This is a genomic window from Dokdonia sp. MED134, from assembly GCF_000152925.2.
Classification (GTDB): domain Bacteria; phylum Bacteroidota; class Bacteroidia; order Flavobacteriales; family Flavobacteriaceae; genus Dokdonia.
Window position 1 is genome coordinate 1,582,150 of record NZ_CP009301.1, and the last position, 21,304, is coordinate 1,603,453.

Sequence of the window (21,304 nt, forward strand, 5' to 3'; positions counted from 1 at the left end):
CTAATTAAGACTTGTCGTGATTTTTAAAATATCACTTAGCACACCTCTTGCCGTCACTGCCTTTCCTGCGCCAGCTCCTTGTATCACAAGTGGGTGATCGCCGTAAGAGTCTGTATAAATTTCAAAAACAGCATCTGCACCTTGCGTTTGTCCCAGCGCTGTGTGCTTAGACTCTTGCACTAGTTTTACTTCAAGTTGTTGTGTTTTTAAATCTAGCTCACCTACGTGTCTCAACACTTCATTTGCTCCTAGTTGTGATTTACTTTTCTCAAAAATGGCATCAAGGGTTTTTACGCTTTCGCGAAACTGGGGTAAGGTAGTGGTACCATTTAAAGCTTTAGGCACTAGTGATTGTACTTTTACATCGTCAAACTCTTTTGTGAGTCCTACCTCTCTCCCTAAAATCAAGAGCTTGCGTGCCACGTCTTTACCAGATAGATCTTCTCTAGCATCTGGCTCAGTGAGTCCCAACGCATCTGCCTCAAGTAATATGTCTGAAAAACTCTTATTCTCTGCCGAAAAGGTGTTAAACAAATAACTAAGAGAGCCAGAAAATATGCCTCGTACCTTATGTATTTCTTCACCACTATCGTATAAACTTTTTATGGTCTCAATAATAGGCAGTCCTGCTCCTACATTTGTTTCATATAAGAACTTCTTGTTGTGCTGTTTTAAAGATTTACGCAGGATTTTATAAAAATCATAAGAGCGTGTATTTGCAATTTTATTTGCCGTTACGATATGAAATCCATTTTCAACGAGAGATACATAGTTTTCTACAAACTGCGGACTCGCAGTGACATCTACTGCGATAAACGAGCTTTCAACATCGTGATTTGACTCTTGTTGTTGTTTTAACTTTTTCGCGTAAGCGTAAATATCATCTAGTGTGTATGGATGTGCTTGGTTCTCAAAATCTGCACTCCAGCTGCCTGTTGTCTCATTTTGAAATAATGCCAGTGTAGAGTTTGCAATACAAAAAATGTTAAGTTGTTTACTAGAAGACTTTTTATTAAAATCTGTAATCTGTGTGATGAGCGTGCTCCCCACATTACCTATACCAAAAATGGCGATGTTTATTTGTGACATAATTGTGTTGAAAAAATGGGTTTTACAAAGCTTGATAGTTGCTCATATTCTATTAAAAAGGCATCGTGACCGTGTATGGATTTTATCTCATCATAGGTAGATGAGATGCCCATCTCTTGTAATTGTAAGTGGGTCTCATACATCTCATCTGCCAGAAAAAGTCCGTCTGTATCTATGGCTACTTGATGCACGGTACCGGTAAAGTCACGTAGGGACTCTTTAAAATCTTTGCTTCCTTGTGTAATATCTGCACTAAGCAATAACTGATTCATAAGCCTATATGCCGATAGCGAAAAACGTTCTGAGAGTTTTATGCCGTGGTGATTAAGCCAGCTTTGTGTATTATACAATTGCTCATCGCGCTTACTGCGATTAAACTTCTCCTTAAAAGAAGCTGGTGTGCGATAAAAGGTCATTGCGTGCATACGCGCATCTGCTACGGGCTGGCTAGAATGGGTAAGCAGACTGTCTTGTATGTGACATTGTGCTATCACCCAGTCTGTCGCTTTCCAGTCTGTCGCAATGGGTATTAAATGTTTTATAAGTTTTGGCTGTTGGCTTGCGAGTTCCCAGGCTATCTGCCCCCCTAAGGAACCACCTACAACGGCAAAAAGTGATGTTATGTTAAGATGCTGTAGCACCTCCCCGTGTATGCGTGCGATGTCATAATTTGTAAACTCTTTATAAGCTGTAATGCGCTGCGTGCTTGCGTGGCCATTACCTGGTATATCTATAGATAGTATGGTGTAGCAACCTGTGTCTATAGCTTTTTCTTTACCTATCAAATCACTCCACCAGCCTTTGTCTCCAGTTATGGTAGAGTTACCCGTGAGCGCGTGATTAACCAGTACTACAGGAGCCGTACCTAGTACCTGACCTGCCAGCTGGTATGACACTTCGAGATCACAATGATAACCAGAACGTGTGGTAAAAGATGATATGGATACTATGTTAAGCATATGTATTGCAATTTAAGATGGGGTGAAAGGCTACTTATTGTAAAAAAGCTCCAACTAGCTCTGGCAAAAAAGCTAGCTGGAGCATCACAATTAATTACACTAAAACAGTTTTATCTACGCGCGCAAAAGCCGCTACGAGATCTTCTTTAAGATCTTCTATATTTTCAAGACCTACAGAAAGACGTACGAGATCTTTAGTCACTCCAGTTGCCTCTTGCTCTTGGTCTGAGAGTTGCTGGTGTGTGGTGCTCGCTGGGTGTATAATGAGTGATTTACTATCACCTATATTTGCGAGTAGTGAGAAAAGCTTAGTCTCGTTTGCAATAGTTTTTGCACTTTCAAAACCACCTTTTATACCAAAGGTGACAATCCCACTCTGCCCCTTAGGCAAGTATTGCTGTGCAAGATCATTGTACTTACTTGACTCAAGACCTGGGTAGTTTACCCACGCCACCTCATCACGAGTTTCTAGCCACTGCGCAAGTGCAAGTGCATTTTGCGAGTGCTTTTGCAATCTAATTTCTAGTGTTTCTAGCCCTTGCAAAATTTGGAATGCATTAAATGGACTTAATGCCGCACCGTGATCTCTCAATCCTTCTATGCGCACCTTTGCAATAAACGCTGCCTCTGCTAGTGCATCGTGGTATACTAAGCCGTGGTAACCGGCAGAAGGCTCTGTAAACTCAGGAAATTTACCATTACTCCAATCAAATTTTCCTGCATCTATAATCACTCCACCTAGTGCGGTACCATTACCGTTTATGTATTTTGTAAGAGAGTGAATCACGATATCTGCCCCGTGCTCAATTGGGTTAAGAAGCGCTGGAGTAGCTACCGTGTTATCTACAATGAAAGGGACTTTGTGCGCTTTCGCGAAAGCGGAAATACCTTTTAAATCTAATACATCCAACTTAGGGTTACCTAGTGACTCCACAAAGAAGGCACGGGTATTTTCTTGTGCTGCGTTTTTAAAATTTTCTGGATCTGAAGGATCTACAAAAGTCGTTGTAATCCCGAAACGAGGAAGCGTGACACTTAGTAAATTATACGTTCCTCCATAGAGACTACTTGAGGCTACTACGTGGTCTCCTTGTTTTAGCAGTGTAAGTAGCGTGGTGTTAATTGCCGCAGTACCAGAGGCTGTTACAACAGCTGCCAGCCCTCCTTCTATCTCAGTGAGGCGCTTCTCTAGCACGTCATTTGTAGGGTTATTAAGGCGTGTGTAGATAAAACCTGGCTCAGAGAGGTTAAAAAGGTTTGCTGCGTGGTCTGCATCATTAAAAACGTAGGCAGTGCTCTGGTAAATAGGCACGGCTCTTGTTCCTCCGTTTGCTGCATAATCGTGTCCTGCGTGCAACGCTTTGGTTGCTAATTTTTGTGTACTCATTTTTCTTTTTTTTGAGTTTAATAGATTCCCTTTCACCTTGTGTGAAAGGATTAAAAACAAAAGCCAAACGTCTCTTAAACCTTTTACAGGCTCTCAAGATTTTTAAGAAAAATATTATAAGAAAAAACATAAGCACGTACCTGAGCGGTACTGCTCGATGTTATCTATCCTCAAGATTCGGTAATGAGCGACTCTTGGGTAGAATGTAGCACCTTCTTTCTAAGTGAAAGGGTTGCTAAGGCTTCATAGGGTCATTCCCTCAGCCTTTCTTGATAACATTTCAATAAGTTGTTGAACTTTGTGAGCACAAATATTGTAAAAACAATTTCACAAAAACAAACTTTTTAGAATAATTTTCTAAATAAAGTTATGTTAAATCTAATTAGTAAAAAATTAAACTGTATTTAATCTATATATAAAACTATTTTTCTAATCTCTCCATAAAAGCAGAAAATAGGTCTTAGAAAATTTTCACAAAAAAATAACATTACCCTACCAGATTGGTAGGGTAATAGATTATTTATATCATTAAAGTTTCTTTACTTTTGTCCCCATAATAACGAGGACAGATTTGACTGCTTGCAACCTCAAAAAAAAATGGCTAAAATCAAACACAAGACTTTAACATTTCTTGTGTTATGTTTCTACCCAGCACTCGTCAAATCTACTTCTTGACAAAAAATTAAAAAATGGCTTATTTATTTACCTCAGAATCTGTTTCTGAAGGACACCCTGATAAAATTGCAGATCAGATTTCTGACGCACTTATCGATAACTTTCTTGCTTTTGACACGCAGTCTAAAGTTGCTTGCGAGACCCTAGTTACAACTGGGCAGGTAGTTCTTGCAGGAGAAGTAAAGTCTAATGCATACCTAGATGTTCAAAAAATTGCCCGTGAGACTATTAATAAAATAGGATACACAAAGGGTGAGTATATGTTTGACGGTAACTCTTGTGGTGTACTGTCTGCCATACACGAGCAGTCTGATGATATAAATCGTGGTGTAGACCGCGAGAGTAAAGAAGAGCAAGGTGCAGGAGACCAAGGTATGATGTTTGGCTATGCGACTAAGGAAACTGAAAACTATATGCCGCTAGCTCTCGAGCTATCACATAGACTACTTATTGAACTAGGTAAACTACGCCGTGAGGATGATGAGATTACTTACCTACGTCCAGATGCAAAAGCACAAGTTACTATTGAGTATAGTGATGATAATGTGCCACAACGCATTGAAGCTATTGTTGTGTCTACACAGCACGACGACTTTGATGAAGATGAGGCAATGCTAGGTCGCATACGTGGTGACATACAAGACATTCTTATACCTCGCGTAGTAGGTATGTTACCAGAAAATATCGCTGCACTCTTTAATGATGATATTAAGTATCACATCAACCCAACAGGCAAGTTTGTGATAGGTGGACCTCACGGAGACACAGGTCTTACGGGGCGTAAAATTATAGTAGATACGTATGGTGGTAAAGGAGCTCACGGTGGTGGTGCTTTTTCTGGAAAAGACCCATCAAAGGTAGACCGCTCTGCAGCTTATGCAACGCGTCACATTGCAAAAAACCTAGTAGCTGCTGGAGTAGCAGATGAGATACTTGTACAAGTATCTTATGCAATAGGTGTTGTTGAGCCTATGGGAATCTTTGTAGATACCTATGGTTCATCAAATGTATCGCTATCTGATGGTGAGATTGCTCAAAAGGTAACCGAACTTTTTGATATGAGACCAGCTGCAATAGAAAGCAGATTAAAACTGCGCTCTCCTATATACAGCGAGACTGCAGCATATGGACATATGGGACGTACAAACGAAGTGGTAACAAAAACTTTTGAAAGCTTTGACGGTAAGAAAAAGGAAGTTGAAGTAGAACTCTTTACTTGGGAAAAACTAGATTATGTTGAGAAAGTTAAAGACGCTTTTAACCTATAATCTATCCGTATAGATAGTAAAAAAGGGAGCCTAGTGGCTCCCTTTTTTTGTTTTGTATGTTATCACTCATATGTGCTCAATGTGATGTGATTTCTCGGCAGGCTTGAAATGACGATAGACTTTAATTGTATTTGCTCAGGGCTTCTCACTGTTATGTGATTTCTCGGCAGGCTCGAAATGACAAAAATGTAGTTACTCAAATATGATTTTATCTACCTCAATCTCAAAATCTGTTGCGGCTTTTGTATTTGAAATTAATCCTATGCGTATAATATCTGCGAGATCTTCTTTATCGGGCTGCCCTTCCAGAGGTTGCCCTAATCTATAGGTGCCAAAATCTGCGAGATTATAGGTTACGGTTTTCCACTCCCCTTGAGTGATGGGTAGATTTATTTTATAATTCGGTCTCCAGAATCTTTTATACTTATTGAGCGTGAGCCCAAAATCTTGCCCTGTAGATTTATATCGCACAGTCACGGTTGTATAACTCGACATATCATACGACTGGTAAGGAGTTCTCAATGATGCAAAACCACCATTATTCTCAAGACTTACGCTTCCGCGAAAGATGATACTTTCCTTAGTTTGCTCAATGCTACCCATAGATAATCCTCCCATCACACCATCAAGCACGACAAACCAGTCATCACAAGTGTTGCAAGTAGTTCCAAAATCAAAAGAGAGCGGTGTCGTGTTCATAGTAGTTGTGATCAGTAAGGCTAAGAGATATTTCATAGCTTTTTTCTTTAAAGTTACGCTTTCGCGAAAGCGTAAACCTTATACTTACCACATTTTTAACACTACTCGGCAAGTGTCATTTTCTTCTTAAAACGACGATCAATAAGAAATTGAACAACAAAAAGAAAGACAAAAATCATTCGAGCAAACATTGGGAACACCAGTGTACAAAGCGCGGCAAGAACCCAAATTATTAAAACATTTATAGCCCTTGCACGGTACCAGCGATACAGTACTCTAGTAAAACCTGTTTTCTTGTTTTCTGAGTAATACACATAGCGCGTCATAATTAAGTTAAAAGCACCTATAACCGCAAGATTGATACAGTAAAACATAAAAGGTCCTGGGTAATCAAACCCATTTACATACATCGCTGTTGAAAATGGAAGTAAGACGATGGTGAGCAAGAAAAATATATTAATCCACAATAGCTTACCTGTTACAACACTTACAAATTTCATTAACTTAATGTGACCTATCCAATATAATGCACTCACTAAAAAACTCACCACTAGACCTATGAAATCTGGTATTCTGTTAGCAAGCACGGCTCCAAAAGACAACTTATTAAGTGTTGCAATACTAGGGACACCCACCTCTAGAATGAGAAGTGTCATTACAATAGAAAATACAGCATCTGAGAAGTTTACTACGCGAGCTTTATCATAAATTTCTTGTATCATTTTTCTAAAGTAATTAAAAAAAGTAAAAGCGACCTCATAAAGAATGAAGTCGCTTTTAAAAAGTGTTTCTTGTAGTTATACTACAAACTATACTGTACACTAAACATTACAATACGAGGCTGCACAAAATACTCTGTATTTGAGATGGTAAAATCATTTACACTATTTGTACTTATCACATCTACATCTAGCAAGTTTGTGGCTTGTATTCTAAACTCCCACTTGCTTTCTGGTTTTTTATAGTACAGATTTGCTTCTAAGAAAGAATATCTATTTTCTATCTCAGTACTATCGTCATTATCGTCATAGTTGTACAAGCTCCAGTCTGCAGCAATTGTAAATCCTTTTCCAAAACTCCACTCTGCATTTGCAAATGGTCTATTTGTAAAGAAGGTTCTATCTGTCACCCCATTATCTGAGTTTGTGCTCGTAAAGTTATAACCTATTTCAAAATTGGGACCTTCTTTAAAATTAGTCTCTGCACTCGTTGTATAGTTCTGGGTTAAGTTCTTTGTATTACGATCTTCTGTATTTACAATGTTGTTGAGATCACTGTAGCTACCTCTTGCGCTTGCATTAAACTTCCACTTTTTAAAGCGTTTTGAAAAGCGTGCATTTGCACTTAACGTCTGGTCTGCAAAATTTGTGTTATTTACAGGTCTTGATATTCTGTTTATACCTATAAAATCACCGGCTGTCTTAATAGGATCTACACGACGGCTATAATTAACACCTCCAAAAAGACTCGTAAAGTTGAACATACTGAAGCTAAAATAATTTAAACTCACGTCGTGATAGATGGCATTTTCTATATCTCGATTACCTCTAAAGAGGCTGTTGTAGTTATTAAACAACAAGCCTTCGGCAAAGTTATTTACGTCTGTATACTGGGCAGTCATCTGGTAATTAAAACGCAAGCTTTTACCTTGAGAAAACTCAACTACAGTATATAAGTCTGGCAGCACCATCCACTCACTATCTTCTGTTGTGCTCCCTAGTTGTGTACTCTTAGTAGTATAATTATGTAGTGTAAGCCCTGGTGTGATTGTAAATATGCCTGTCTTTATTTTATAATGAAGACCTAAAAACACATCACTAAAATTAAAACGCACATCATTACCTATAGGTGTACCGTCTTCTGTCTCGTTGAGATCTTGACTGCTACCATTTTCTAAAATTTCAAATAAGTTAGAATTAAAGTCTTGACGACTCAAAGTGGTTCCTAGTGTAAAGTTGAGATTACTCTTATTATTAAGAACATAGTAGTAATCTATCTTTGCGTCAAGCTTATTTGAGATAACGCTTTTATTTTGATTAATATCAAAAAGCCCGTCTGCTCCTGCTGTAAAATCTATGGCTTCAAAAGGATTATCTGGATCATCTGGGTTAGGAGACGTAAAAGGCTCTTGAGATAATAACGCACTGTAAAATGGATTTTCATCCTGATATAAATGCTGGAAGGTACCAGAGAATATGTTATTCTCATCTAGCGTATAATAAACATTTGCATTTTGATTTATAGAAAATGGTTCATTCTCCTTATTCTGGTCTACAATGTCTGTTGTGATCTCTCCATCTTGCGTAATAATACTTGCGCCATCAGAAAATTCTGTTTGTTTTGACTTTTTAAGCAGTACATCATAATCTACCTGCAGGCTCGCATTAGGCTTAAACTTAGAGCTTAATTTTGCCATACCAAGCTGGTTGCGCTGGTCTGTCACTTCGTCAAATCCTTGAGTAAACCCTTGATTGATAAATGTGTTAAGAGAGTTATTTACAAAGTTGGTTTTATTATCGCTTAGTAGCGCAAAGCCACTGAGGTCCCACTTAGGTGAGGCTGCATAGGTAAAGTTTGCCGCTACAAAATTAGACTCAATCTCATTTGCTCTATTATTTTGAGTAGTTAAAAAGCCTAAACCGCTATCGCTTACATTAAATCCAGTACCACCTCGTCTATTAAACCCTCTAAAACCGCCTGTGAAGTTGAAATAATCACGAAAAGTAAATGGAACATCTCCCGTATTATTAAAGTTAGATATAACATTAATACTCCCCTTAGGACTGTAATAAAACAGTTTTGCCTTACCCAGATAGCGCGTCTTCTCACCATCACCTAGACCGGCAGTCACATCACCAAACCAAAAATTAGTCTTTCCTTCTTTAAGTCTTAAGTTTATCGCAACATTATCTTGATCATTACCCAGGCCTCGCATCTGGTCTACTTCATTATAATTTTTAAGTACTTCTACTTTTTTGAGTGCATCTGCAGGTATATTTTTTGTTGCTAGCTTAGAGTCTCCGTCAAAAAACTCCTTCCCTTCTATCATCACCTTGCTTACGACCTGTCCTTCTACCTCAATCTCACCATCATCATTTACCTCAACACCCGGTAATTTTTTAAGTACATCGCCTAGCTTGCGTTCTGTACCATTTGTAAAACTGTCTGTATTATAAACAATGGTATCGCCTTTTATAGTAACCGGCATTTCATAGACAAGCTCTACATTATCAAGCTGATTTGGATCCTCTTTAAGTACAAAATCTTTAACTACCTCATCTGCATCTTGGGCAGGTGTAAACTCTTCTAGTATAGACTGTAATCCCAAGTAACTTACTTTAAGATCGTAGGTAACACCCGTAGCAAGATCCAGCTTATATCTACCAGATTGATCTGTAATACCGTAAGACTCTAAGGTACCTTCAGCTTTGTTTGTAGCAATAATATTTGCTAACTCAAGCGGGTTCCCTATGCTGTCTTTAACCACACCTTTAAGTGTCATACTTTGGGCAAAAATAATGCTGGGCAATGCAAGCAGCACTGCCAAAAGAAGTTGGGTATTTTTCATCTTTGGATTGGTTGTTTTTTTACAACGCAACGTCCAGCAATTAAGGGTCGTTGTGTATAAAATAATTATGAATATTAGTGCTACGCTTTCGTACTTCGGCAGGCTTTATATAAACTACAGCAAACTGAAAGCGATGATAGCCTTTCTAAAATCTGCCGCCGCCTTGACCACGTCTTCCTCCTCTGCCAAAACGCTCTGCCATTTCTTTTCCTTTTTCTTCAAGGATTTTTGTGTACTCCTCGCGGCTTACTTCCTTACCTTTTACAGGAGCCTCAATGTTTACAGGCTCTTTTGGGTTTAACACCACCTTTGTGCATAAAATAGTGGTATTACTTGTGCTTAACTCTAGTATTAAACCTGGTAACCCGCCAAACTCGTCTGGGCCGTGACTTGCAGGAATCATAGGTGTGTACCAAGCTACGATTTCTTCAGTCTTAGGCTCCTCTTCGGCAACGGTTCCTCCAACCTTTTTAATAGAGTCATTTTTTTCTTGCAACTCTCTTGCTCTTCTCCCCATTCTAGACCACAGGTTAGTCTCAAGGCTGCGCGTTGCCACTGCCTTAAAAACGGGATACTGCCCTATCATCTTACTTTCTTTTATAAGCTCCCAGTTAAGGTTATTTAAGGTGTCTTTTACAAGAAAAGTTTTACCCATCATATCATTCTCACGTGCATAGTCATTACTTGCACGATTAGAATAAATACCTCCTTGTGTAAAACCACCGCCAAAACCACGGCCTCCTCCACCTTGTCCCGGAGTTTCTAACTTTGCCTCTTCCTTATAAAAAGACTCATCTTTTGTAAAGCTTAGTGTATATTCTTTTTCTAAGAAGCGCTTCATACGCTCCATCATTTGCTTTTTCTGAGCTTCGCTCATTTGCTGACCACGACGTCCAAAATTAGACATATCTACCGTGCGTTTGCTCTGGTAAGTAGCCACCCCAGTAATCTCCTGCGCAGTAACCACTGCCGAAAAAAGGAATGTGCAAATCATTAAAAAAGAAAAGGTAGCTTTACTCATAACATCTGTGTTTGAAATTTTAGACTATAAAGCTAGCTAATAGTTTAATACGGGTTAAAAATTATTTATCCCTGTATCTCAATACTGATGTGATTACCTCCTTTCTTACCTTTAGTCTGGTAACGCTCCATCATCTCTTTAACTTTTGCAGTAGAAATTTCTTCATACTCCTCTGCACTTACTTTTTTACCTTTTGTAGGTGGTGTTATGTTAAGTTTTTCGCTTGGATTAAGTACTACCTTTGTACACATCATAGCCATCTTACCGTCATTTACCTCGAGTATAAGTCCTGGCAATCCCCAGAAACGATCTGGCCCTTGCTGTACAGGTATGTCTAGCGTGTACCAGGCAGTTGTGACCTTTGTTTCTTTTGTTGGGTCTGTTTCTTCTCCATTAACCATATTAATAGTCTCCTTCTCTTCTGTAAGTGTCGCTTTAAAACAGGTGTATTGCCCTATATTTTTTATCTCTTTCTCAAGTTTCCACTCAGGCTTTTTTAAGCTGTCTTCTATAAGGAAGTCTTTTCCCATTAGGTTGGTCTTATTTGTAAAGCTCTGCTCTTCTATATTATTAAACAGCTCATCATTACTAGTAGATACTTGAATTTGTATCCCGTTACTTGAAGGCGCTTGTGGCTTATCTAACCTTGCATTTTCTTTCCACAAAGACTTTTTACCATCAAAGGTGAGTGTGTATTCTTTTTGAAACTGCTTGCGTAGCTGCTCTTGTAAGGTCTTCTGTATATCACTAGTAATACCAGATGTACTGTCCATCTTCATTTCTATATGACGCTGCGTTTGGTATGTTGCCACTCCAGATATTTGTTGTGAGTACGCTTTCGCGAAAGCGCAAACCATCACAAGCACTAGTAAAGTTTTGGATATAGATTTCATAGTCTTTATGTTATTTGTTGTTCTTATTATTTTGTTGCTCTAGCTTTTCAAGCCTAGATTTTAGTTCTAAAAAGGATGGGCTTTTTTCAAAAATACGTGCCGCTTCCGAAAGTTCTTTCTCAATATTGCTTAAGTCTTCTTTTGTAAGCCCAGCGAGTGGGGTTTAATCATCTTCATCTAGATTTATGGTAAATTTTATTTTTTTTGTGACCTTAGCATTCAGACTATCTAGAGTAACATCTTCTTTTTCGAGAGTGTAACTTATTTTCTGACTTACCTCTTCCATCTTAGTCTGTAATTTTACTATATCTGACTTTGCAAAGAAATCATTGCGCTCTACATCTTCAAGCTTTTCAGAAAGAACTGTGAGCGCCTCTTTTAGTTCTTCTTTAAATTCTTGAGATACTTCGAGCTTCAACTCTTTTTGTTGAGCAAAGGAAACACTCACTAGTAAGGATAGAATGATTGTGATAATTGTTTTCATATAGATTGGTTTTAAAATGTTTGTTGTATTGAACAGTACAAATATGGAGAACATCTATGGCTATTTGAGTTAACAACCGTTAACGAGTGTTAAGCGATTTGGTAACAGCTAGTTAACCCACTACATTTGAACTATGCAAGAAAGACATTATAAAACCATATTGTACTTTATAAGCGCCGTCATAATATGCACACTCGCAGTGCAGATTTACTGGAATTATAAAAATTATGAGGTGGGAAAAGCACAGCTCAAACGTGATATGCAAATCAGTATTGATAACGCTGTAAGCGCTTATTATGAAGGCATCACAGCTTCTAATTCCATAGGATTTCTGGGGGACGATCAAAATCTAGATTTATTTTTTAAGTCAGATAAAATGCAGAATCTAGGTAAGCGTGTAGACAGTGGTCTTACCATAAATAGTATTAAAATAGAAGAGACTAATAATGATGATAACATTATAGTTGAAGGTGCAAGCCCAACAGAACTAGACAGCATTTTTGCCAGTCGCGTTGTTAAAGTAGATACCACATATGCTCAAGAGTTTAAACGCAACTCACCTACATCGAGCAGTCATACTACTTTTAAAGTTTTTGGTGAAAGTGAAAAAGCTGTAGAAGTACTTTCAAAAAGAATAAAAAACAACCTACTTACCTCACAACAGATAACGGACTCGTCACAAACAGCATTACCAGATAGACTTGAGGCACTTACAGACCTTACAACGAGTATAGTTTTGTCATTTAAAGATGATAAGATAAACGTGCCTACCCTAGATAGCCTTATTAACCTAGAGCTTACGCGAAAAAATCTCAACAACACACAATATACTATTGCTTACAACACAGCAGAAAGTGATACCATAAAAACACTCAATAATCACGATCTTGCTATCGTCTCTACCTCAAATTTGCTCCCTAAGAAGAGTAGTCTAGCCGTAGGTTTTAAAAATGTAGCCAGTATCGTTTTACGACGTAATTTACTAGGGATGCTCCTCTCCCTACTACTTGTAGGTGCTGTAATAGCCAGCCTACTTTACCTCCTTAAAATCATACAAGAGCAAAAGCAGCTTGCCGAGATTAAAAATGACTTTATAAGCAACATCACCCACGAGTTTAAAACCCCCATAGCCACCATAGGTGTAGCTATAGAAAGTATACAACACTTTAATGAGGCAGACAGTAAAGAGAAAACAAAAAAGTATCTTGAGATGTCATCACAGCAAGTATCAAAACTCAACACGATGGTTGAGAAGTTACTTGAGACCGCCACGTTAGACAGCGAAGCTTTAGAACTTAATAAACAAGAGACTAACCTCACTGAGCTACTTGAGCACATCACACAGTCACATCAAGAAACCACAAATGGCAAGGCGCTAACCTTTACCACTCAAGACAGAAATATAAGTGCATCTATAGATGTTTTTCACCTAGAAAACGCGCTAGATAATATTATAGATAACGCCATAAAATATGGTGGAGATACCATAAAAATAGCTCTTAACAGCACAAAAGAAAATATACAAATCACCATCGCAGACGGTGGCAACAAGCTTACAAAACAACAAGCTCAACACATTTTTGACAAGTTTTACAGAGTGCCAAAGGGAAATAAGCACGACGTAAAAGGTTTTGGTATAGGTCTCTACTATACAAAGACCATTATAGAAAAACACAGTGGTAATTTCGCGGTACAAACCCAACCCACCACTTTTAAAATCACACTGCCTTATGTCTAAAATAAATCTACTACTCGCCGAAGATGAGCCTGCGCTAGGCCAGATTGTAAAAGAGAGCCTTGAGACTAGGGACTTCACCGTCACACTATGTCCAGATGGTGAGATTGCTTTTAAAAAATTTAAACAAGACACTCCAGACATACTCGTACTCGATGTAATGATGCCTAAGATGGATGGTTTTACTCTAGCCAAAGAAGTAAGAGCCGTAAATGATGAAATCCCCATTATATTTCTCACAGCAAAGTCTCAACCAGCAGATGTTGTAGAGGGGTTTAGCATAGGTGGTAATGACTACCTAAAAAAACCCTTTAGTATGGAAGAACTCATCGTGCGTATTAAAAACTTATTGAATCGCTCTGCACAACAAAAAATGTCAGAGGTGCTTAAGGTGGGTGACTACAGCTTCGACTTCCCGAGGCAAGAGTTGCATTACAAGAATGACGTCACCCGTCTCACACATAGAGAAGCTCATCTTCTTTTTAATCTGGTAAAAAATAAGAATCAAGTGCTGGACCGCAGCCTGATTTTAAAAAAACTATGGGGCAATGACGACTTTTTCAACGCACGTAGTATGGATGTCTTTATCACAAAACTTCGCAAGAAACTCAAAGACGACCCTCAGGTTGAGATTGTAAACGTGCGTGGCTATGGTTATAAATTGCTGTGCTAGATTTAACGAAAAGTATTAGTTGCTGTGTTACGCTTTCGCGAAAGCGGGAAACTACTCCATTTTAGGCTTAGCCTGAAACATATTTACTAGAAAGAAAGTTCCAATCTTACGAGCTCTAAACTTTGCCATCTCTGCAAGGTCCCCTTCATATAGTTCATCTACCGTTTGCACCCAGTGATTGAGCCACACGCCAAAGTGTTGCTCATTTATAGTGTAACCCTCATCTCTATCTACACGTTTGTGAGCCTGCAAAGGTCTTCCTGTAAAAATGCGCTTTTGAAACAGGTTCCCTTCCCAAAAATCTGTGAGATGCTCAAAGTGATGTGGCCAGTCTGTAATGTGTTTATTGAAAATAGGTCCCAGATAAACATCACTACGTATGCGACCATAAAAAGTGGTCACCAGTTTATATACGTCTTCTCTATTTTTGATCTCTTTTCTCACATTACAAAGGTATTAACTATAACGGCTAGATTTTTGTACTTTGCTTACTAATGCACAAACTGATTTACATACTATTATTTCTTGCTTCTATCACAGCTATAAGCCAGAGCTACTCCCTAGAGAAGATCAATGAGGTCACACTAGACACAGACACCTTTATAGCTGTAGATGCTTTTAATGCCCTTTACCACATTAAAGGTGATATATTATATAAGACTGATGTGCAAAATGAGTATCAATTTTCGGCATTGCAACTGGGTGCGTTAACTTCGGTAGATGTGCTCAACCCGCTTAGAATTACCTTGTTTTATGAAAGCTCAAACACAGCTGTCATTCTTGACAACACACTTAACGAGATCACACGTATAAACTTCTCTACGATAGAAAACTTTAGAAATGTAAGCCACGTGCGTACGGCAAGTGATAGGCGATTCTGGATTTTTAATACAGATTTACAACAGTTAGAAATTTTTGACTGGAATACTCAAAAGGTTCTTACCCAGTTTCCCCCTATGGCACATAATGCCACAGCACTTATGAGCAACTTTAACTTTGCCTGGGTGAGTACTAAAGATGGTGTTTTTTTCTACAATAATTATGGAAGTTTTATAGAGAAGATAGAAAGTCCTGAAAGCCAGCTTATGTCACAAGACAAAGGTGCTTTTATACTTTATGCAGATAAGAGGCTCTATTACAAACCTAATGATACTGCTGCTGTAGGAGTTATAGAAACATTAGATTTATCTATAAAACAGCTTTCTTTAAAAGGGGAAAGTCTCTATATTTACAGTGATAAAAAGCTCACTGCTTTCCGTCTCAAACTAGCTAAACAACCTTAACTATGCACATCGCCATCGCCGGTAATATTGGTGCCGGTAAAACGACACTGACTAAACTTCTCGCAAAACATTTTAAGTGGACTCCACAGTTTGAAGACGTGGTAGATAACCCTTACTTAGATGATTTTTATAACGAGATGGAGCGCTGGTCTTTTAACCTGCAAATTTACTTTTTAAATAGCCGTTTTAGACAATTACTAGAGATACGCGATAGCAATAAATCTATTATACAAGACCGTACTATCTATGAAGACGCATTCATATTTGCGCCTAACCTACACGCGATGGGCTTGCTTACTAATAGAGATTACAACAACTACAAGTCGCTTTTTGACCTTATGGAGAGTGTAGTAGATGCACCAGACCTTATGATTTACTTGCGTAGCTCTATCCCAAACCTTGTATCGCAAATACACAAGCGTGGCAGAGATTATGAAAACTCTATATCTATAGATTACCTAAGCCGTCTTAATGAACGCTACGAGGCGTGGATACACGGTTATGACAAAGGAAAGCTTCTTATTATAGATGTAGATAATCTTGACTTTGTAGATAATCCAGAAGACCTAGGAGATATCATCAATAGAATAGATGCTGAGTTAAACGGACTTTTTTAACATAACCCAATGTTCTTATTGTAAGCATATTAGATTTACCAGCTCATTCTAATTCAATAAGAAAATTCTTTCTAGTTCTGTTTTTATAAACTAGATTTGCGCGTTTTTAAACTTAAACTATATTATGAAAAAGATTACTCTATTTTTAGTTATGGCAATTTCTGTTATGACTATATCTTGTAGCAATGACGACGATTCTTCTGAGCCAGCAGGACCAACACTTACACCTGCACTACTTGCCGGAACTTACAACTTAAACTTTTACGAGAGTGAAGAGGTAATACAAGAAGAAGTTACAGGTGGTACAGCTACTACAACAATAAGTGAGGTAGGTGATACATTTGGATCTTCAAATATTGTTTTTGACGCAAACGGAACTTATACTGTAAACTTCCAATACCGCGTAACAAGAACAACTCAACTAGAAAATAACGACCCTGTAGAAGAAACTGAGATTATCACAAACTCAGATACAGGTAATTATTCTGTAAATGATACAAACCAGACAATTACTATAGATGGTGAGACTGGAGATGTTACTTTATTTAACGATAGCCAGCTTAGACTATTATTTGAAAGCACAGATGTTGAGGCAGATGGCACATCTACATTTACTAGTGAATTACGTTTTGCAAGACAATAGTCAAAACACAATCTAACTACATAAACAAAAACGGCTACTTTAATTAAGTAGCCGTTTTTTTATGCTTTATACTATAAGACCTATAGATCTCGCGTGCTCCTCTGCAAAGAAACTCTTTTCTACTAGTACTGCCGGCGTGGTCTCATACTGTGCAAGTACACTTTTTACACGCATTACCTTTTTCTTATGCTTTACACTGCGCAGATACACCGCCAGTATTTGCTCTGGATACTCCTTTGCTACTTCTAGATAAATATCTACATCGTGCTCTCCACTATCACCTATAAGCACAAACTTTAAGTCTGGATAGGTATTTAATATATTTCTAATCTCGTGCTGCTTGTGTGGCTTTTCTGGTTTTGGAGTTTTCTCAAAAGGCCCTCTAAAATCTCTTAATAATATAGGCCCTTTCGGGAAATTTTGATTCCTCACAAAAGATTCTAGGTAGTTATATAAATTCCAAGGGCTGTTACTCACATAAAACATTGGATTTGCATCTGCTCCAGAAGTTCCTCTATGTAGCTTTTGATATAAAGAAGGAGCTCCCTCTAGCGATGTACGCCTCCCTACATCTTTAAAAAGTGTATTTACTATCACTCTCCACTTAAGAAGCGACGCTACTCCCGTGTGTAATATCGTATCATCTATATCACTTATGACTCCATAAGACGCATTTTCTGAAGGGATAAGCATCTCTATAGCAAACTTATTTTCTCCCATAAGCACCACATCCTTTTTTACATCATCAAAGCTCACTATAAGCTGGAGCCAGCCCTCACTATTAGTCATCTTATCTAAGCCGTGTACCTGCTCATCTATTTTAAAATATCCTTCGGCATCTGTGGTGGTATAAAAGACAGCTCCATCTGGCAAAGTCACTTTGAGTTTTGTGTGACGCAACTCATCTGTAGCAAACTGTTTATAGGCATTTTTAAAAGCAGCAAGCACACCCTTTTTCTTTAGATCTACTCCTTCGTGCTCTAAAGCGCGCCCTATGAGGTATAAGTGATTTTTAGTCCCATAGGACTGGTACCCGTCTATTTGTATAGGATCTTGTTTTTTAGAAAAGAACATTGTACGATGTATTGGTTAGTATTACGCTTTCGCGAAAGCGTAAAAATAATAGCTTCATAAAAAAAGTGCACAACTATAGTAATGCACTTTTTAGTAGCGATATGTATCTATATCTTACGCATTTTGAGGAATTCCTTTTACCTCTCCTCTAGCTGGGTAATCTTTTTTCATAATAAAATCTATCCCTCCTAAAATATCGTCAAAGTGTGGTCTTGCAAAAGGCATAGACTGTACGCTTGAGAAAAATAGTGTTCCGTCAGGTTTTATCAAGAAGAGACCAGGTTCTGTAAAGAAGTCTGGCTCCTTATCTGAAACCGCTTCAGAAATAAACAATCCGTACTCTCTTGCTTTCTCAAGTGATAGATTATATGCTACTGGCAGCCCTTCTATATCCCAATCTTCACCTGCTATTTTTGCTCTCTTCTCTGTATCTGCACTTATAGCCACGACATTAATGCCGCGATCTACAAACTTATCTAGCTTTTGAGAAAGCTCTTCAAGTTGTTTTTTACATACAGGACAATGTAGTCCTCTATAAAAAACTAAGAGCGTAAAGTTTTCTGCGTTTTGATCGCTCAGTTTCCAGTTAGTATCATTTATTAATGGGAGTTCCAGTGAAGGAACTTGTGTTTTTGGTAACAACATAATTTTAATTTTTACATAAAATTACCGCATAAACAGCTGCAGCTCTCACAACATCATTGTAAACCTTTGTTAAGGTATGTGAATGTCATAAAAAAGGTGAGCCTATAAAACTCACCTTGTTGTATTTAATAGCTAGTGTATAAACTATTTATTGCGAAGTGATGCTTCAAAGGCGTCCATTTGCTTTTTTACCTCTGCTTCTGTACCTGTAAACTCTTTTACCTCAGTACTCATCTCACCATTATCATCTGTCGTAATAGTTACTGTTCCTACAAACTGCCCATCGCGCTCTGCCATAGAGAAGCGAACTTCTTTTTGGACCTCGCGTGTTTCCTTTATGCGTCCATCTTGAGTAATTGCGACCACAGTCCCATCTTCTGTAGTAATAGCCAGACCATCATCTGTATGACCGCCTAGTATAGGTGCAATCACAAGACCGATAAGACAGGTAAGTTTTATAAGTATATTCATAGACGGTCCAGATGTATCTTTAAAAGGATCCCCTACCGTATCACCAGTAACAGCAGCTTTATGAGCATCAGAGCCCTTGTAAGTCATCTCACCGTTAATCTCTACTCCTGCCTCAAAAGATTTTTTTGCATTATCCCAGGCACCTCCAGCATTGTTCTGAAAAATTGCCCATAACACACCACTTACTGTAACGCCGGCCATATACCCTCCTAGCATCTCTGCAATAGCAAGACGATTCATCCCAAAGGCAAGCGGCAAGAAAGCAATCACGAGCGGAAAACCAATGGTTAAAATACCTGGCAGCAACATTTCTTTAAGTGAAGCCTGTGTAGATATAGCCACACATTTATCATACTCTGGTTTCCCAGTTCCCTCCATTATACCTGGTATGTCTTTAAACTGGCGACGTACTTCTTGTACCATTTCCATAGCTGCTTTTCCTACGGCATTCATCGCAAGTGCAGAAAATACCACTGGTACCATTCCTCCTACAAAGAGCATTGCGAGTACAGGTGCTTTAAAAATATTAATACCGTCTATTCCCGTAAAGGTTACATAAGCCGCAAATAATGCGAGCGATGTAAGCGCTGCAGAGGCAATCGCAAATCCTTTTCCTGTAGCCGCCGTAGTATTACCTACAGAATCTAGAATATCTGTGCGTTCACGCACGATAGGCTCCTGCTCACTCATCTCTGCTATACCACCTGCATTATCTGAGATTGGTCCAAAGGCATCTATCGCAAGTTGCATCGCTGTAGTAGCCATCATAGCCGAAGCTGCTAGAGCCACCCCGTAAAAACCGGCAAATGCATATGACGCCCAGATTGCACCGGCAAATAATAATACCGATGGGAATGTAGAGATCATACCCGTAGCGAGACCTGCAATAATGTTAGTTCCTGCTCCTGTACTTGATTGTTGTACAATTTTGAGAATAGGCGTTTTACCAAGTCCAGTATAATATTCTGTCACAGAAGAAATCACAGCACCCACAACTAGCCCCACTATAGTCGCATAGAACACGCGCATAGATGAGATTTCTTGCACTCCTTCTCCAAAGAATTCCATTTGCATCGTTTCTGGAAGCATCCATTTACATAGTGCAAAACAAGCTACTGCCACAAGCACTATAGAAGTCCAGTTACCTATATTAAGAGCACCCATAACCTGAGACTCCTTTGCATCGTTACTCTTAATTTTAACAAGCATTGTACCTATAATAGATATAATAATACCCACACCTGCTATTGCCATAGGCAACAATATAGGACCAATACCTCCAAAGGCGTCTGAAATGCTACCCCCCATATCTTTTATCACATAATTACCTAGTACCATTGCTGCTAGCACGGTTGCTACATATGAGCCAAATAAATCTGCACCCATCCCTGCTACGTCTCCTACATTATCTCCCACGTTATCTGCAATAGTTGCAGGGTTACGAGGATCATCTTCTGGTATACCAGCTTCTACCTTACCTACAAGGTCTGCTCCTACATCTGCAGCTTTGGTATAAATACCACCCCCTACACGAGCAAAAAGTGCAATAGACTCTGCACCTAGAGAGAATCCTGCTAGTGTTTCTAATACAATGGTCATATCCATCGTATTAGTCCACTCACCACCCATAAAGAAATGGAAGAAAAAGATAAAGAATGCTGTGAGACCAAGCACTGCAAGACCAGCGACTCCAAGTCCCATCACCGTACCTCCGCCAAAAGATATTTTAAGCGCATTAGGCAGGCTAGTACGTGCCGCCTGAGTGGTACGCACATTCGTCTTGGTAGCGATTTTCATTCCTATGTTTCCTGCAAAGGCAGAAAATACAGAACCGCATATAAATGCAATAACAATAAGCCAGTGCGTGGTAGGCACTACATAAGACACAATAGCAAGTAATACACTTACGATAATTACAAATATGGTAAGCAGTTTATACTCGGCATTTAAAAAAGCGAGCGCTCCCTCATAGATGTGATCAGATATTTCTTTCATCTTACCATCACCAGCATCTTGGTTCATAACCCAAGATTGCTTTATGATCATATAGACAAGCCCAAGAAGGGCCAATACAATCGGCACGTAAATCATCATTGATTCCATAAATTTTGTTTGGTTTT

At 38.7% G+C, this 21,304-nt stretch carries 19 protein-coding genes and 1 riboswitch; of the genes, 6 read left to right on the forward strand and 13 right to left on the reverse strand.

Features of this window, described 5'->3' with window-relative positions; translation table 11 throughout:
• From MED134_RS07095 to MED134_RS07105, 3 genes are all read right to left on the reverse strand, one after another.
• Window positions 1-1,089, reverse strand: a complete 1,089-nt coding sequence (locus MED134_RS07095; RefSeq protein WP_021778058.1) for an aspartokinase I/homoserine dehydrogenase/homoserine acetyltransferase — start codon at window positions 1,087-1,089, stop codon at window positions 1-3.
• The gene (locus MED134_RS07100; RefSeq protein WP_021778057.1) at window positions 1,077-2,048 is read right to left on the reverse strand and encodes an alpha/beta fold hydrolase; all 972 of its coding nucleotides are present in this window, start codon (window positions 2,046-2,048) and stop codon (window positions 1,077-1,079) included. Before MED134_RS07100 ends, MED134_RS07095 begins: the two co-directional genes overlap by 13 nt.
• Before the next feature lie 94 nt (window positions 2,049-2,142).
• Window positions 2,143-3,435 (reverse strand): O-acetylhomoserine aminocarboxypropyltransferase/cysteine synthase family protein, encoded by a 1,293-nt coding sequence (locus MED134_RS07105; protein WP_021778056.1) that lies wholly within the window; start codon window positions 3,433-3,435, stop codon window positions 2,143-2,145.
• Window positions 3,436-3,592: 157 nt separating this feature from the next.
• Window positions 3,593-3,714, reverse strand: a riboswitch (SAM riboswitch).
• Window positions 3,715-4,124: 410 nt separating this feature from the next.
• Here MED134_RS07105 and metK point away from each other — a divergent pair.
• On the forward strand, window positions 4,125-5,378 hold the full coding sequence (gene metK, locus MED134_RS07110; protein ID WP_021778055.1) for a methionine adenosyltransferase: 1,254 nt from the start codon (window positions 4,125-4,127) through the stop codon (window positions 5,376-5,378).
• 192 nt (window positions 5,379-5,570) lie between these two features.
• Here metK and MED134_RS07115 read toward each other — a convergent pair whose 3' ends face one another.
• The 6 genes from MED134_RS07115 to MED134_RS07140 form a co-directional block, all read right to left on the reverse strand.
• A complete protein-coding gene (locus tag MED134_RS07115) occupies window positions 5,571-6,113 on the reverse strand; it encodes a CIA30 family protein (RefSeq protein ID WP_021778054.1) in 543 nt (180 codons plus the stop codon).
• A 65-nt stretch (window positions 6,114-6,178) separates the two neighbouring features.
• Window positions 6,179-6,799, reverse strand: coding sequence for a TMEM175 family protein (locus MED134_RS14710; protein WP_021778053.1), 621 nt, complete (start codon window positions 6,797-6,799; stop codon window positions 6,179-6,181).
• 80 nt (window positions 6,800-6,879) lie between these two features.
• A complete protein-coding gene (locus tag MED134_RS07125) occupies window positions 6,880-9,645 on the reverse strand; it encodes a carboxypeptidase regulatory-like domain-containing protein (RefSeq protein ID WP_021778052.1) in 2,766 nt (921 codons plus the stop codon).
• Window positions 9,646-9,790: 145 nt separating this feature from the next.
• A complete protein-coding gene (locus tag MED134_RS07130; protein ID WP_038597403.1) occupies window positions 9,791-10,666 on the reverse strand; it encodes a GLPGLI family protein in 876 nt (291 codons plus the stop codon).
• A gap of 65 nt (window positions 10,667-10,731) precedes the next feature.
• Complete coding sequence (locus MED134_RS07135; RefSeq protein ID WP_021778050.1) at window positions 10,732-11,559, reverse strand: GLPGLI family protein; 828 nt, start codon at window positions 11,557-11,559, stop codon at window positions 10,732-10,734.
• A 163-nt stretch (window positions 11,560-11,722) separates the two neighbouring features.
• A complete protein-coding gene (locus tag MED134_RS07140) occupies window positions 11,723-12,043 on the reverse strand; it encodes a hypothetical protein (protein ID WP_038597406.1) in 321 nt (106 codons plus the stop codon).
• Window positions 12,044-12,176: 133 nt separating this feature from the next.
• On the opposite strand from MED134_RS07140, the gene MED134_RS07145 reads away from it, so the two are divergent.
• Together MED134_RS07145 and MED134_RS07150 are read left to right on the forward strand one after the other, a co-directional pair.
• Window positions 12,177-13,781 (forward strand): sensor histidine kinase, encoded by a 1,605-nt coding sequence (locus MED134_RS07145; RefSeq protein ID WP_021778048.1) that lies wholly within the window; start codon window positions 12,177-12,179, stop codon window positions 13,779-13,781.
• Window positions 13,774-14,451 (forward strand): response regulator transcription factor, encoded by a 678-nt coding sequence (locus MED134_RS07150; RefSeq protein ID WP_021778047.1) that lies wholly within the window; start codon window positions 13,774-13,776, stop codon window positions 14,449-14,451. Before MED134_RS07145 ends, MED134_RS07150 begins: the two co-directional genes overlap by 8 nt.
• A gap of 51 nt (window positions 14,452-14,502) precedes the next feature.
• Here MED134_RS07150 and MED134_RS07155 read toward each other — a convergent pair whose 3' ends face one another.
• The gene (locus tag MED134_RS07155) at window positions 14,503-14,895 is read right to left on the reverse strand and encodes a group III truncated hemoglobin (protein ID WP_021778046.1); all 393 of its coding nucleotides are present in this window, start codon (window positions 14,893-14,895) and stop codon (window positions 14,503-14,505) included.
• A gap of 50 nt (window positions 14,896-14,945) precedes the next feature.
• Here MED134_RS07155 and MED134_RS07160 point away from each other — a divergent pair, with 50 nt between their 5' ends.
• The 3 genes from MED134_RS07160 (at window position 14,946) to MED134_RS07170 (ending at window position 16,994) form a co-directional block, all read left to right on the forward strand.
• Window positions 14,946-15,734: a hypothetical protein gene (locus MED134_RS07160; protein WP_021778045.1), complete on the forward strand. Its 789-nt coding sequence runs from the start codon at window positions 14,946-14,948 to the stop codon at window positions 15,732-15,734.
• A 2-nt stretch (window positions 15,735-15,736) separates the two neighbouring features.
• Entirely contained in the window at window positions 15,737-16,351 is a 615-nt protein-coding gene (locus tag MED134_RS07165) for a deoxynucleoside kinase (RefSeq protein WP_021778044.1), read from the forward strand.
• Between the two features lie 124 nt (window positions 16,352-16,475).
• Window positions 16,476-16,994 (forward strand): hypothetical protein, encoded by a 519-nt coding sequence (locus MED134_RS07170; RefSeq protein WP_021778043.1) that lies wholly within the window; start codon window positions 16,476-16,478, stop codon window positions 16,992-16,994.
• Between the two features lie 66 nt (window positions 16,995-17,060).
• Here MED134_RS07170 and MED134_RS07175 read toward each other — a convergent pair whose 3' ends face one another.
• The 3 genes from MED134_RS07175 to MED134_RS07185 all read right to left on the reverse strand — a co-directional run bounded on the left by MED134_RS07175 (window position 17,061) and on the right by MED134_RS07185 (window position 21,287).
• Window positions 17,061-18,068, reverse strand: a complete 1,008-nt coding sequence (locus MED134_RS07175; RefSeq protein ID WP_021778042.1) for an App1 family protein — start codon at window positions 18,066-18,068, stop codon at window positions 17,061-17,063.
• A 114-nt stretch (window positions 18,069-18,182) separates the two neighbouring features.
• Window positions 18,183-18,713, reverse strand: a complete 531-nt coding sequence (locus MED134_RS07180; protein ID WP_021778041.1) for a peroxiredoxin-like family protein — start codon at window positions 18,711-18,713, stop codon at window positions 18,183-18,185.
• A gap of 144 nt (window positions 18,714-18,857) precedes the next feature.
• A complete protein-coding gene (locus MED134_RS07185; RefSeq protein ID WP_021778040.1) occupies window positions 18,858-21,287 on the reverse strand; it encodes a sodium-translocating pyrophosphatase in 2,430 nt (809 codons plus the stop codon).
• Window positions 21,288-21,304: the final 17 nt, after the last annotated feature.

What these genes read in the sequence shown, in the direction of transcription:
- MED134_RS07095 (WP_021778058.1), bottom strand. Translation starts at nt 1,089, where the DNA reads ATGTCACAAATAAACATCGCCATTTTTGGTATAGGTAATGTGGGGAGC.
- MED134_RS07100 (WP_021778057.1), bottom strand. Translation starts at nt 2,048, where the DNA reads ATGCTTAACATAGTATCCATATCATCTTTTACCACACGTTCTGGTTAT.
- MED134_RS07105 (WP_021778056.1), bottom strand. Translation starts at nt 3,435, where the DNA reads ATGAGTACACAAAAATTAGCAACCAAAGCGTTGCACGCAGGACACGAT.
- metK (WP_021778055.1), top strand. Translation starts at nt 4,125, where the DNA reads ATGGCTTATTTATTTACCTCAGAATCTGTTTCTGAAGGACACCCTGAT.
- MED134_RS07115 (WP_021778054.1), bottom strand. Translation starts at nt 6,113, where the DNA reads ATGAAATATCTCTTAGCCTTACTGATCACAACTACTATGAACACGACA.
- MED134_RS14710 (WP_021778053.1), bottom strand. Translation starts at nt 6,799, where the DNA reads ATGATACAAGAAATTTATGATAAAGCTCGCGTAGTAAACTTCTCAGAT.
- MED134_RS07125 (WP_021778052.1), bottom strand. Translation starts at nt 9,645, where the DNA reads ATGAAAAATACCCAACTTCTTTTGGCAGTGCTGCTTGCATTGCCCAGC.
- MED134_RS07130 (WP_038597403.1), bottom strand. Translation starts at nt 10,666, where the DNA reads ATGAGTAAAGCTACCTTTTCTTTTTTAATGATTTGCACATTCCTTTTT.
- MED134_RS07135 (WP_021778050.1), bottom strand. Translation starts at nt 11,559, where the DNA reads ATGAAATCTATATCCAAAACTTTACTAGTGCTTGTGATGGTTTGCGCT.
- MED134_RS07140 (WP_038597406.1), bottom strand. Translation starts at nt 12,043, where the DNA reads ATGAAAACAATTATCACAATCATTCTATCCTTACTAGTGAGTGTTTCC.
- MED134_RS07145 (WP_021778048.1), top strand. Translation starts at nt 12,177, where the DNA reads ATGCAAGAAAGACATTATAAAACCATATTGTACTTTATAAGCGCCGTC.
- MED134_RS07150 (WP_021778047.1), top strand. Translation starts at nt 13,774, where the DNA reads ATGTCTAAAATAAATCTACTACTCGCCGAAGATGAGCCTGCGCTAGGC.
- MED134_RS07160 (WP_021778045.1), top strand. Translation starts at nt 14,946, where the DNA reads ATGCACAAACTGATTTACATACTATTATTTCTTGCTTCTATCACAGCT.
- MED134_RS07165 (WP_021778044.1), top strand. Translation starts at nt 15,737, where the DNA reads ATGCACATCGCCATCGCCGGTAATATTGGTGCCGGTAAAACGACACTG.
- MED134_RS07170 (WP_021778043.1), top strand. Translation starts at nt 16,476, where the DNA reads ATGAAAAAGATTACTCTATTTTTAGTTATGGCAATTTCTGTTATGACT.
- MED134_RS07175 (WP_021778042.1), bottom strand. Translation starts at nt 18,068, where the DNA reads ATGTTCTTTTCTAAAAAACAAGATCCTATACAAATAGACGGGTACCAG.
- MED134_RS07180 (WP_021778041.1), bottom strand. Translation starts at nt 18,713, where the DNA reads ATGTTGTTACCAAAAACACAAGTTCCTTCACTGGAACTCCCATTAATA.
- MED134_RS07185 (WP_021778040.1), bottom strand. Translation starts at nt 21,287, where the DNA reads ATGGAATCAATGATGATTTACGTGCCGATTGTATTGGCCCTTCTTGGG.